9 protein-coding genes and 1 tRNA gene are annotated in these 12515 nt (G+C 72.0%); 6 read left to right on the top strand and 4 right to left on the bottom strand.

Annotated features, from left to right (window positions below; all coding sequences use genetic code 11):
* Nucleotide 1: 1 nt before the first annotated feature.
* Entirely contained in the window at nt 2-1216 is a 1215-nt protein-coding gene (locus AB0M83_RS12290) for a DUF1707 domain-containing protein (protein ID WP_364516184.1), read from the bottom strand.
* Between the two features lie 163 nt (nt 1217-1379).
* Complete coding sequence (locus tag AB0M83_RS12295; RefSeq protein ID WP_364516186.1) at nt 1380-2696, bottom strand: hypothetical protein; 1317 nt, start codon at nt 2694-2696, stop codon at nt 1380-1382.
* A 62-nt stretch (nt 2697-2758) separates the two neighbouring features.
* On the opposite strand from AB0M83_RS12295, the gene AB0M83_RS12300 reads away from it, so the two are divergent.
* Together AB0M83_RS12300 and AB0M83_RS12305 are read left to right on the top strand one after the other, a co-directional pair.
* A complete protein-coding gene (locus tag AB0M83_RS12300) occupies nt 2759-4168 on the top strand; it encodes a methyltransferase domain-containing protein (protein WP_364516188.1) in 1410 nt (469 codons plus the stop codon).
* Between the two features lie 43 nt (nt 4169-4211).
* Nucleotides 4212-7388, top strand: coding sequence for a glycosyltransferase (locus AB0M83_RS12305; protein WP_364516189.1), 3177 nt, complete (start codon nt 4212-4214; stop codon nt 7386-7388).
* Here AB0M83_RS12305 and AB0M83_RS12310 read toward each other — a convergent pair whose 3' ends face one another.
* Nucleotides 7389-8516 (bottom strand): hypothetical protein, encoded by a 1128-nt coding sequence (locus tag AB0M83_RS12310; RefSeq protein WP_364516190.1) that lies wholly within the window; start codon nt 8514-8516, stop codon nt 7389-7391.
* 233 nt (nt 8517-8749) lie between these two features.
* Between AB0M83_RS12310 and AB0M83_RS12315 the strand changes: the two genes are divergently transcribed.
* The 4 genes from AB0M83_RS12315 (at nt 8750) to AB0M83_RS12330 (ending at nt 12107) form a co-directional block, all read left to right on the top strand.
* Complete coding sequence (locus AB0M83_RS12315) at nt 8750-9355, top strand: hypothetical protein (protein ID WP_353051054.1); 606 nt, start codon at nt 8750-8752, stop codon at nt 9353-9355.
* Nucleotides 9356-9423: 68 nt separating this feature from the next.
* A complete protein-coding gene (locus tag AB0M83_RS12320) occupies nt 9424-10980 on the top strand; it encodes a serine/threonine-protein kinase (protein ID WP_364516191.1) in 1557 nt (518 codons plus the stop codon).
* Nucleotides 10981-11132: 152 nt separating this feature from the next.
* A complete protein-coding gene (locus AB0M83_RS12325; protein WP_364516192.1) occupies nt 11133-11672 on the top strand; it encodes a DUF2716 domain-containing protein in 540 nt (179 codons plus the stop codon).
* 33 nt (nt 11673-11705) lie between these two features.
* Nucleotides 11706-12107: an immunity 7 family protein gene (locus AB0M83_RS12330; RefSeq protein ID WP_364516194.1), complete on the top strand. Its 402-nt coding sequence runs from the start codon at nt 11706-11708 to the stop codon at nt 12105-12107.
* A gap of 244 nt (nt 12108-12351) precedes the next feature.
* Here the strand turns inward: AB0M83_RS12330 and AB0M83_RS12335 are convergent.
* Nucleotides 12352-12424: transfer RNA gene (locus AB0M83_RS12335), tRNA-Gly, on the bottom strand.
* Nucleotides 12425-12515 lie beyond the last annotated feature (91 nt).

Raw genomic sequence — 12515 nt, forward strand, 5'->3', positions numbered from 1 at the left:
GTCAGCTGTTCGTGCGCTCGGTCGGCGGCGCCTTCTGGACCTGGGCGTCGAGCAGCGTCTTGAACGAGTCGAGCGTCGCTTCCTTGTCCGTGCCGTACGCGTCGACGATGATCACCCGGTTGTACAGGACGTACACCGCGCGGTAGACCGTCTGGCCACCGCCGTCCGGCGCGGCGAACACCGGCACGCCGTGCAGCGACAGGTCGCGGCTGGCGGTCAGGCCGCCCTCCTGCTGGGCGTTCGCGTACTCCTGGGCCACCGGGGCGGTGGACTGCTTGTCCGGCATTTCGAGCGCGTACAGGCCGAGCGTCACGTCGCCGTCGGTCGTGGTCTTGAGCAGGCCCTCGGTCATCCCGCCCTGCTTGAGCCGTTCGGTCACCGTGGGCGGCAGGAACTTCGCCGACTCCAGCTTCGCGATGTCGAACGTGCCCCCGCCGGCGCGGGTCTTGCCGGCCGGCGTCACCAGGGACGCGGCGTTGTCACTCGGTTCCGGCTTGGCGGCCGGCGGCTCCGGCAGCGGCTTGGTCGTCGGGGCCGGCGGCGGCTGCTGGCTGGTGCTCTGGGCGACCGGCGGCGTGTTCCCGCCGTTGTCCTTGATGAACAGCGCCCAGACGCCGAACCCGAGACCGGCCAGCACGACCAGCCCGATCGCGGCGAACGCGATCTTCTTGCCCTTGCCGGACGACGGCTGGGTCTGGAACGTCTCGGGGCCCTGGCTGATCCAGCCCGCGTTGGTGTTCGCCGGGCCCATCGGCGGGAAGTCCGAGCCGCCCCACGGCGGGCTGACGTCCTGCGGCGCCGCGCCCCACGGTTCCGGCTGCTGCTGCGGCCGGGCGAACCCGCCGGCCGGCGAGGGCTGGTTGTAGTTCGGCTGCATCGGCTGGGGGAAGCCGCCCGAAGGCGAGTTCGGGTGCTGCTGCTGCCACGGCTGCACGACCTGGGTGCGCTCCCCGCCGCCCGCGTCGGCGTTGGACACGACCTGCGTGGCGTCCGCCGAACCGCCCGGGTCGGAGGTGGGCGGCTGCTGCGCCGGCGGTGACACCGGCGTGATGATCTGGGTCTCCGCGGCGGTGGACGGCTGCTGCTGCGCCGGGCTGTCGTTGGCCGTGACGGCCATGCTCAGCACGCGATCACGCCGGGTCCGGTACTCGTCCGCGGTCAGGCTCCCCGCTGCGAGCTCCTCGTCCAGCCTGCGCAGCTCTTCCTGCCAGGTCACCCCGGTACCCCCTTCGGGTAGGTCGTCCCGAAACCATGCGAACGTGCGGGTGTGCGGCCGGACACCCTCCTGGCCGCACGCAGTCATTGTGCACGGGTGCCTTCACCCGTTGGCGGCCACCACCCCGTCGTTACCGACGCGAGTCACCGGCCGACCGGCGAGGTCAGCGCGGGTGCCGGGCGAGTGCGTTCGCCAGCTCGCCGATCGTCTGGTCGCGCAGCAGGGACGACGACCCGCCGGTGACGCTGCGCTCGACGAATTCGAAGGTGACGACGTCCCGGTCGGCGAACATCTCGGCCAGCTGGTTTTCGTTGCTTTCGGCCACCGTGTCGCCGTGCACGATGGTGACGTCCTGGCAGGTGGCGGCCAGGTAGGGCGTCGCGAACTGGGTGAAGGAGTCGGCCACGATGCCGACCTTCGGGGCGATCGAACCGACCGGCCGCGCGCCGTCCGGCTGCGTCAGGTGCAGCGGCGAGCGGAAGTCGCTGGCGATGTAGCGGGTGCGGTCCGCGCCGCCGTCGGTGCTGAGGCTGTACGTCGGCAGCGTGCGCTGCTCGGTCCGGCCGAGCACGCGGGCCAGGTCCGCCGGCCACGGCCGGACGCCGTCGGGCGCGGCCCGCCAGTTCGTCGTGCTGCCGGGGGTGATCGCCTGGCCCAGCGCGTAGGTCATGACCAGCCCGCCGTCGTAGGACCAGTGCGTGTCGTTCGGGTCGTAGAGCGGCCGGCCGAGCCGCTGCTTGGCGTCGGCGAGCGCGGGGCGCAGGTCCAGCGCACCGGTTTCGCGCGGCACCCGGTTCCAGAAGTCGGTGGTCCGCGCCTGGGCGCACGACTTGCCGACGAAGTCGTCCGGCAGGTGGGACGGCTCCTCGGTGTACTTGTCCGGGGCGAAGACCAGCACGAACCTGCGCCCGGAGTTCTCGACGGCCGCCCGCAGCCGCTGCAGCGCGGAGACGACGTGGTCGACGTCCATCACCGGCCGGCACTTCGCGTTGACGTCCTCGCCGAGGTACAGCCAGCCGTCCTTGCCCGGGATCACCTGCGGGTAGACGTATCCGGGGACGTCGCCGGTGCCGGCGGGCCGCTGGCCCTGGTCGATGCCGACGGTGTCGTGGTTGGTCCCCTGCCCGGAGCCGGGCGGGTCGCCGAAGACGCCGGTGCCGATGCCGTCCGCGGCCTGGACGCCGGCCTGCCGCAGCGGCAGGTGGTCGGTGGCCCAGCCGGTCAGCCCGGTGAAGAACCCCCAGCCGTCGCCGAGGCCGGGGAACGGCCGCAGCGGCCGGTTCTCGAACGCCGTCGGCTGCACCCCGGCGACCCACAGCAGCACCGGGGCCATGAAGAAGACGATCGCGCACGTCAGCGCCGTGCGCTGCCGGCTGCTGTGCCGCGGGCGGTAGAGGTTGTGCTCCTTCGGGAGCCACGACTCCGGCGTCAGCGGCAGTTTCCCGTCGGCGGGTGACTGCGGACGGAGTCGGGACGGCACGCCCGTATCCTAGCGCCGGGCCGGAGCCGGACGAGCCGGAACCGGGGATGCGGGGAATGGCGATGAGCGACCGGGGACCCGGCTACGAGCAGCGCCTGGCGCGCGAGCGGGAGACGTTCGCCGGTCAGGTCGAGGTGCACGGCAACCTGCCGCCGTCGGCCCACCACTGGTCCGAGCGGCACACGCGGCCGAAGCTCGAAGCACTCGGCGTCCCGAGCATCGAAGAGCTGATCGTCGGTGAGATCGGCGAGCGGGCGGAGCGCCTCGGCCGGGACGTCGTCGTGCTGTCGCTCGGCAGCGGCAACGGCGACCAGGAGCTCGGCTGGCTGCGCACGCTGACCGCGGCCGGCCGGACCAACGTGCGGCTGCGGCTGCTGGAGCTGAACCCCGACATGCAGGCGCGCGCGGAAGCGTCGGCGCGGGAGCTGGGCTTCGCCGACCGGGTCGAGCTGATCACCGCCGACTTCAACACCTGGCGCGCCGACACCGCCCACGACGTCGTCGTCGGGTACCAGGCGCTGCACCACGTCCTCGACCTCGAACACCTCTACGGCCAGATCCGCGCGGGGCTCGACCCGCACGGGGTCCTCGTCGTGCACGACATGATCGGGCGCAACGGCCACCGGCGCTGGCCCGAGGCCCTGGAGGTCATCGACCGGATCTGGGCGACGTTGCCGCCGCGGCTGCGCCGCAACGCCATGACCGGCGAGGTCGACGAGCGGTTCGTCGACATCGACTGCGCGGCCGACGGCTTCGAGGGCATCCGGGCCCAGGACGTGCTGCCGGTGCTGCTCGACCACCTGCACCCCAGCCTCTTCTTCCCCTACGGCAACGTGATCGACCCGTTCGTCGACCGGATCTACGGCCCCGGCTTCGACCTCGCCGAACCCGCCGACGTGCGTCTGCTCGACCACCTCGGCACGCTCGACGACACCCTCGTCGACCTGGGCGTCGTCAGCCCGACGCACCTCATCGGGCTGTTCCACCCGACCGAGCAGCCGCTGCGGGTGCACGGCTCGCGGACGCCGGAACGCTCCGTGCGCGACACCGGCGTCGTCGATCCGGCCGGCCGGGTTTCGTTCCGGCCCGGCGGTACCCCCGGCGAACGGCTGGTGCGCGGCGCCGGCGTCGTGACCGGCCGGATGAACGGCGTCGCCCACGACGACTGGGCCGCGCCTTCGGTCGAGTTCCCGCTCCTCACCACGGCCGCGATCGGGGCGCTCGAGCTGCGGACCTTCGTCCCGGACGGGTCCGCCGACCACGGCAGCGTGACGATCGCGGTCGACGGCGTGCCGGTCGCGAAGGCGGACGTCGGTCCGGGGCTGGTCGAGCAGGTGGTGCCGGTCCCGATCGACGCGCACCGGCAGGTCCGGCTCTCGTTCGACGCCGACTGGTCGATCACCGCCGGATCCGGGCCCGACCGGCGGACGCTGGCCTACATCCTGGTCGGGCTGCGCCTCCTCGAAAGGTGAGGCCCGGCCCCGCGTCCCTGCTCGGACGGCTAATCTGCCCGCCATGGGCAAGGGGACGAACGGCGAGCGGCTGATCGAGTGGACCGGCGAGCGGTGCGTGCCGTGGACCGAGGATCTCCAGGTGATCTACGAGCACTACCACCGCTACGCGTTCGCGGCCCGCTTCGTCGCCGGCAAGCGGGTGCTCGACCTGGCCAGCGGTGAGGGCTACGGCAGCGCGCTGATGGCCAAGTCGGCCGCCGAGGTCGTCGGCCTCGAGCTGGACCCGGTCACCGTCGACCACGCCAGGACGAACTACCCGGGCGTCCGCTTCGAGACCGGTTCGATCACCGACCCCGCGGCCCTCGACGGCGAGCGCTTCGACGTCATCACCTGCTTCGAGGCGATCGAGCACGTCGACGAGCAGGACCGGCTCATGGAACTGGTCCGCAACCGGCTCACGCCGTCCGGGATCTTCCTGTGCAGCACGCCGGACGTCGAGGTCTACTCCCACGACCACGGCAACGAGAACCCCTACCACGTGCACGAGCTGACCGGTCCGGCGTTCCGCTCGCTGCTCTCGGACAGCTTCGGGCACGTCGTCGTGCTGCGCCAGAACGTCGCGGTCGGCTCGCTGATCCACGACGACGGCGCGGGCACCGGCGCCGAAGTGCTCACCGTGCGGCCGGACGACGCCGACGGCTGGGTCGTCGAGCCGGGGGCGCCGCACACCTACTTCATCGCCGTCGCGTCGGCCGAGCCGGTCGAGGTCCCCACGACGTCCGCCATGCTCGACCCGAAGCTGACGCTCGTCGCGCGCGCCGCGGCCGAGGCCGGGCGGCTGCGGGCCGAGCTGGCTCGCACCGAAGCCGAACGCGAGCGGGCCGCGGCCGCCGAGACCCGCCTGACCGACGAACTGGCCGACGCCACCGCCACCGGACGGCAGGCCGCCGCCGAGCGCGACGAGGCGCTCGGCCAGGCCGAACGCGCCCGCGTCGAACGGCGTCGCGCGGCCGAAGAGCTGAGCCTCCTCAAGCGCAAGGCCGGCTACGACACCGAACGCCTCGCGTGGCTGGCGGGCAACAACACCGGGCTCGCCGACACGATCGGCCGGCTCGCCGCCGAAAACGAGAAGCTCCGCGCGGAGACCTCCGCCCTCGCCCAGCGGCTGATCGGCAAGTACCGGGGGTCGATCGAGAAGTTCGCCCCGCGCGGCACGCGACGGCGTGACCTCTACGAGACGGCGCTGGGGCGCCAGGCGGGTGCGGCCCCGGTCACGCCGGCGGTGCCGGGGCCGGTCGCGGTGACCACCAGCGACCAGCCGATCGTCAGCGTCGTCATCCCGGTCTACGGCAACTGGGCGTACACCCGGACCTGCCTCGACTCGATCCAGCGGCACCTGCCCGCGACGCCGTTCGAAGTGATCGTCGTCGACGACGCCTCCCGCGACGACTCGGCCGACCGGGTCGCCGGCTGCGCCGGGGTCCGGCTGGTGCGCGCGCCGAAGAACCTCGGGTTCGTCGGCGCCTGCAACCTGGGCGCCGAGAACGCGCGCGGTGACTTCATCTTCTTCCTCAACAACGACACCGAGGTCCGGCAGGGCTGGCTCGACGAGCTGGTCGCCGTCGTCGAGTCCCGGCCCGACGTCGGTCTCGTCGGCTCGAAGCTGGTCTACCCGGACGGCCGTCTCCAGGAGTGCGGCGGCATCATCTGGGCCGACGGCACCGGCTGGAACTACGGCAGGCTGCAGTCGCCGGACGCGCCGTGGTTCCAGGCCCTGCGCGACGTCGACTACTGCTCGGGCGCGGCCATCCTGGTCCGCCGCGAGCTGTTCGAGCGCATCGGCGGCTTCGACAAGCGCTTCGCGCCCGCGTACTACGAAGACACCGACCTCGCCTTCGCCGTGCGGGCCGCCGGGTACCGCACGATGGTCCAGCCCGCGTCGGTCGTCGTGCACCACGAAGGCATCACCAACGGCACCGACGTCTCCTCCGGCGTGAAGCGCCACCAGGAGCTCAACCGCGGCGTCTTCGTCGACAAGTGGAGCGTCCAGCTGCGCGACCACTTCCCCGAGGCGAGCCCGCGCGCGGTCTGGGCCGGGCGGCAGCGCACGAAGGACGGCCACCGCGGCGGCACCGTGCTGGTCGCCGACCACCAGGTGCCGATGCCGGACAAGGATTCCGGCTCGGTGCGGATGTTCCGCATCCTCGAGCTGCTCGTCGGCCTCGGCCACCGGGTCGTGTTCATGCCGCTCAACAACGCGCTCCCCGAGCCGTACGCGGACGCGCTGTACCGTGCGGGCATCACGGTGGTGACCGGGCTCGGCGAACAGCAGGAGTTCCTGCGCGACGCCGGGCCCGACCTGCGGCTGGCGGTGCTGTCGCGGCCGCACGTCGCCTGGCAGCTGCTGGAGCAGGTCCGCGAGCACGCCCCGGACTGCGTCATCGCCTACGACACCGTCGACCTCCACTTCGTCCGGCTCAACCGGCAGGCGGACCTGGCCGCGAAGCTGGGCGAAACCCGGGAGGAGCTGACGCTGCGTCGGCGCGCCGAAGTGCTGCGCGAGTCCGAGCTCGGCCTCACCCGCGCCACCGACGTCACGTTCACCGTGTCCGATGTGGAGCGTGAGCTGCTGCGGGAGCTCGTGCCGTCGGCGCGCGTCGAGGTGCTGTCCAACGTGCACCACGCCGACGCCGTGCCGGCCGTCCCGGACGGTCGCTCGGGCGTGCTCTTCGTCGGCAGCTTCGACCACCTACCCAACCGTGACGCGGCGCGCTGGCTGGCCACCGAGATCATGCCGCTCGTGCGGCGCCGGTGCCCGGACGCGGTGGCGCAGATCGTCGGCAGCAACCCGCCGCAGGAGATGTTCGACCTCGCCGGCGAAGGCGTCGTCATCCGCGGCTGGGTCCCGGACCTCGACAGCGCCTACCGCGAGACCAGGGTCGTCGTAGCGCCGCTGCGCTTCGGCGCCGGGGTGAAGGGGAAGCTGGGGGAGAGCCTCGGTTACGGCGTCCCGGCGGTCGTCACGCCGCTGGCCGCCGAGGGCATGCACCTGACCCACGGCCGCGACGTCCTCGTCGGCGGCACGGCCGAGGAGCTCGCCGAGGAGATCGTCACCCTGATCGAGGACGACAAGCTGTGGCAGCGGCTGTCCGAAGAGGGCAAGACCGTGGTGGACCGCCTCTTCGGCGCCGACGTCGCCCGCCGCACGCTGGCCGGGCTCCTCGACCAGCCGTCCTGATCAGCTCGGCGGCAGCGCTTTCTGGAACACCGCGAGAGCGTTGTCCAGGCTGGTCTTCAGCGCGTTCTTGTCCTGCTCGAACGGCTGCGACGCCCAGAGCACGAGCGCGACCTTGCCCGAGGTGTACCAGGTGCCGTCCATCCGCCGGTCGCCGCTGCGGCCGGTGACGGACTTCGGGTCGGCGGCGACCGGGACGAACCCGCCCGCGTCGGCGGCCGCGCGAAGGTAGTCGACGACGGCCTTCGCGTCGTCTTCGGACCGGGTGGGAAGGGCGAACGCGATGTACCCCGTGTCCCCGGTGGCCGACCCGCGGTAGACGAACTGCGTGACGCCGTGCTGCGAGAAGACCTGGGCGCTCTCCTTGGGGTAGAGGTTCAGGTCCAGGCCCTTGGCCAGCGACATCGTCGAGCTCTCCGGGTACTGCTTGCCCGGCAGCGGCGGAACCTGGTCCTCCAGTTGCGGCTGGGTCGCGGCGGCGGGGGGCTGCGGCACGAACGTGGACAGCGGGTCGTCGGGCTTGGGGTCGTCCTGCCCGATCCACATCGTCGCGCCGACGATCATGCCGAGCACCACCAGGACGCCGAGTGCGATGAACGGCCAGGCGCGCCAGGACGACGAGCCGTCGCCGCCGAACCGGTGCTTCCCCGGCGGCTCTTCCGATCCGGTGTCCCGCGGTGGCGGCTGGTGGGCTTCGCCCCCGGGCGGGGTGATCGGCGGGAACCGGCTGCCCGGCTCGTGCCTGGCCGGGCCGTCGATGCGCAGGTAGCGGGTCGGGACGATGTCGGCCGGGCTCGGCGCCGTCGTCATGTGGTCCGGGATGGCCGGCACCGGGCTCGCGTTCGCCGACACCGGCAGCCCGGTGCGCTGCCAGGGTGGGTGGGGCTTCTGGTGCGGCACCGCGGGCCGCGGGGATTCGACGCGCTGCGGCGGCGGACCCGGGTGGCTCGCGGGGTTGGTGCTCCGCCAGGTGTCACCCGGACGGCGCAACGGCGAGGGAACAGGTGAGGGCACCGTCGAACCGGAGGCCTGCGCGAGCAGCTCATCGCGCTGCTTGCGGTGATCAGCAGGCTCGATGCGGCCTTGGGCAAGCTCCGCGTCGAGGCGGCGAAGCTCTTCCTGCCAGCTCATCCATGGACCCCCATCCACCATTCGGGGCATCAGTCTGGCACGTGGGGCCGACCTGCGAGGTTGCGGTTCGAGGTTGATCGGCAACCTAGCGCAAGTCCGCGCGTTGCGGGAGTCCCCGCCGCCCGTCACCTCGTCGGCCGCCGAAAACTGTCGTACATATGTTCTAAAATAGGCGTTGTCCAGGGGAGATGCCACCCGCGTGCGCGGGTGGTGCGATGGAGGAAGGCAAGGCCATGGCCTACATCACCCTGCCCACGTTCGTGGGCTACAGCGCGAGTACCGGTCCGTCGCGGTCGTCGTTCGTCCGGCGGCAGCGCAAGTTGTACGAGGATCCGGCGCGAGCGGCGTTCAACTACTACCGGAGGGCGGCGAACGCCGTGCGGTCCGGGCGGGCGGCGGGGCAGGACGCGACGGCGTTGCGCGCCCTCGTCAACGCCGCCGACGACCGGACGAAACCGCACTACGCGGCGATAGCCGAGGGCTGGCTGCGGTACCTCGGCCGGAAGTCGCCGCGGCTGGTCGAGGTCGGGCGCGGCCGCTGCCGGATCGGCGACCTCGAAATCGGTGTCAGCCCGCAGCTCGGGCTCCGCAAGAGCGACGGCCGCCGCTACGCGACGTGGCTCTACTTCAAGGAGGAACCGCTGACGAAGGACTCGGCGCAGCTGGCGCTGTGGGTGCTGGAGCAGGCGATGCCGGACGTCCTGCCGGGTGGCCACGCGCTGGTGATCGACGTCCGCCGGAGCAAGGAGTTCCAGCTCTCCGCCCGCGACCGTGAACGGCTGCGTCCCTGGGCCCGCAGCGAGGCTTCGGCGTTCCTCACGCTCTGGGACGCCGCCTGAGCCGGGGAGGCGCCGGCGCCGTCCGGCGCCTCCCTTAGCATCGCCCCCGAGCGTTCAGGGGGGCTCCGATGAGACTGGTCGCGGGACGGTACGCGATCTCGGCCGAGCTGGGCCGGGGTGGCATGGGCGTCGTCTGGCGCGCCGAAGACACGCTGCTCGGGCGGCCGGTCGCGCTGAAGGAACTGGCCACGCCGCCGGGCGCGTCGCCGGCGCACCTCGAGCGGGTCATGCGCGAGGCGCGCACCGCGGGGCGGCTCAACGACCCCGGCGTCGTCACGGTCTACGACGTCGTCAGCGAGCACGGCGCGACCTTCATCGTCATGGAGCTGGTGATCGCGCCGACGCTCGCCGACGTCGTCGGGCGCGAAGGGCCGCTCGCGAACGACCGCGTCGCCGCGCTCGGCCTGCAGGTGCTGGGCGCGCTGGAAAGCGCGCACGCGGCCGGCGTCGTGCACCGGGACGTCAAGCCCAGCAACATCATGGTGCTGCCCGGCGACCGCGTGAAGCTCGCCGACTTCGGCATCGCGCGGGCGATGGACGACCCGTCGCTGACGCAGACTGGCGGCGTCATGGGCTCGCCGGGGTACATGGCGCCCGAGCTGTTCGCCGGGGCCGGGCCGTCGCCCGCGTCGGACCTCTGGTCGCTGGGCGCGACGCTCTTCCACGCCGCCGAAGGGCGGGCGCCCTTCCAGCGCACCACCACGGCCGCGACCCTGCACGCGATCATGTACGACCAGCCGGTGCTGGAGCGCTGCCGCGGCCCGCTCGCCGACGCCGTCCGCGGGCTGCTCACGCAGTCCGCTTCGGACCGGCTGAGTGCGTCAGGCCTGCGGGGGTTGCTTTCCGCCGCGCGCAGCGCGATCGGGGACTCGCCGACGCAGGCGGTCGACCCGGCCGCGTTGCCGACGATCGTCTTCGAACCGGTGACCGCGAAGGTGGCCGCGCCGTCACCGACCAGGCCTTCACCGACCACAATGGACGGGGAGCGGCCGCGGAAGAAGCGGCTGCCGCTGGTCCTGACCGGGGTGGCGGTCGCCGTCGTGGCCGCGCTCGGCGGGATCTTCCTGCTCAAGCCGGAGGGCACCACGCCCGCGGCCGCGAGTGCTCCCGGTCCCGCTTCGACGTCGTCCGCCGCACATTCGACGACCAAGAAACCCAGCACCAAGAAGCCCACGCCGTCCCCGAGCACGTCGGCGTTGCCGGGCGCGAGCACCCCGACGTCGACGACCGGGGAGAAACCGCACCCGGCCGAGGTGCCGCTGATCCGCTACCACCACCCGGAAGGCGGGCACTTCAGCGGCACGAAGAAGGTCGGCCCGCCGGCCGGGTTCACGAAGGAGGGCGTGTTCGGCTCCCTCGTCGCGACGGCCGAGCCGGGCACGCGGAAGCTGTTCGCCTGCAAGGTGAAGGACAAGAAGGACTGGTTCACCTCGACCGACCAGAGCGGCAAGTGCGAGGGCCAGCAGTCGCTCGGCCTGCTCGGCCACGTCTACGCCAACCCGCCGTCATGGGCGGGCACGCGGGCGATCTACCGCTGCAACGCGGGCGCTAGCCACTTCGACTCGCTCGACGCCGGCTGTGAAGGGAAGACCAAGGAGTTCCTGATGGGCTACGTCGTCGTCTGAAGCACCCGCAACGCCTGGTGACAACGTTGGGCAGAACCCACCCGGTCGAGTGACACAGATCGCGGCGAGCGAAGGGGGGCTGGACAAACCGGAAGCCGAACACAAAGCTTTCGCGTGTTCTTTCGTGCCCGGCCGAGTCAGAGGTCGTACTAGTGAATGCTGCCTGGGAAGCCGTCTCCCGCGTCGCCGACGAACCCGCCTGGTACTGGGTGTACGACAAGCTGGGGTTCTGGCCGAGCACCTACGCCCACGCCTGGCCGGGCTTCCGCGAGCCGGTGCCGTCGCGGACCTGGGACCTTTCGCCCGGCGACCTGGACCGCGCCTCGGCCGAGTTCCGCCTCGGCCCGTACGCGGTCGAGGAGCACCAGGTCGCGGCGATCGCGCTGGCCGCGTTCCGCGAGGTCTGCGGCCCAGACGACTGGATGTGGGCGCTGCACTGGCAGCACCAGTCCTACCGCGTCCGCCCGCACCTGATGACCCCCGGCGCGCGCTGGCCGGTGCCGGTGTTCCCGCGCGCGGACTACCACCTGTTCCTGTCCGCGGACTTCTCGTTCGGCACGCTCGGCCACCCGTGGGAGCGCACGCTCTGCGTGTTCGGCGAGAAGCTGGTGCCGGCGTTCGAGCGGCACGGCGAAGGCGTGCTGACGAACACCCTGCGCAAGGACGGGAAGCCGTCCGCGCTGGCCCGCTGAGCTCGCGGTTGATCTCTTGCTACCGTTGCGCGGGTGTTCGAATATCACGGCTGGGTGACCATCCAGGCGACCGCGAGCGGCGATGACGACGCGGCGCTCCTGGAGCGCCTGGTCGACCGCGTACACCGCGCTATCCGCGACGCGGGTGACTTCGACCTGGTGGACCTCCGCTGGAGCGCGGGCATGCCGATGCTCCACTTCGCGGGCTTCGACAAGCACGGCGGCCGCCTGGCCCCGGATCTCCTCGACATCTTCACGAGGGTCGGCGAGCTGGCGGCGGGCTCGTACGGGCTCCTGCACGTCTGGGACGACCAGGATCCCGAGCACGACAACGAATTCCGCGTCTACCGCATGGCCCGGGGCCAGGTGACGGAACGCGAAGACCCGCACCTGACCCCGGTCGCCCCGACGGTCCTGGACGTCTACGAGCTGTAGCTCACGGGTGGCGCGGCAACCCACGCCTGAGCATCACCCGAAGAGGTGGCATCGCGGGAACGCGTCCGGAACGCCAGATGAAAACCGTTGCCGACCGGCACGAATCCGGCCATAAAGAAAACATGTGACCCAGGGCACGCATAGCCGGGCGACCGCACCGCGGGGTCCGGGGGCTCGGCCCCCGGGTGAAATGGCGAAGGGGCCGAGGTCGACGCGTTACGTCGACACACGGCCCCTGTCCCTGAGCGGATGACGGGATTCGAACCCGCGACCCTCACCTTGGCAAGGTGATGCGCTACCAGCTGCGCTACATCCGCACTGCGTTGCTGTTGAGAGCACTCTATACCAACCGGAAACCGCTCCGATGAGCGGGTCCCCCCGGTGTCTTGACCCGGTACTTCGGTGTCA

Origin of the sequence: Amycolatopsis sp. NPDC051106 (genome assembly GCF_040682775.1) — a bacterium.
Classification (GTDB): domain Bacteria; phylum Actinomycetota; class Actinomycetes; order Mycobacteriales; family Pseudonocardiaceae; genus Amycolatopsis.

Coding starts and splice junctions, on each gene's coding strand:
- AB0M83_RS12300 (WP_364516188.1), top strand. CDS start 2,759: ATGAGCGACCGGGGACCCGGCTACGAGCAGCGCCTGGCGCGCGAGCGG.
- AB0M83_RS12305 (WP_364516189.1), top strand. CDS start 4,212: ATGGGCAAGGGGACGAACGGCGAGCGGCTGATCGAGTGGACCGGCGAG.
- AB0M83_RS12310 (WP_364516190.1), bottom strand. CDS start 8,516: ATGAGCTGGCAGGAAGAGCTTCGCCGCCTCGACGCGGAGCTTGCCCAA.
- AB0M83_RS12315 (WP_353051054.1), top strand. CDS start 8,750: ATGGCCTACATCACCCTGCCCACGTTCGTGGGCTACAGCGCGAGTACC.
- AB0M83_RS12320 (WP_364516191.1), top strand. CDS start 9,424: ATGAGACTGGTCGCGGGACGGTACGCGATCTCGGCCGAGCTGGGCCGG.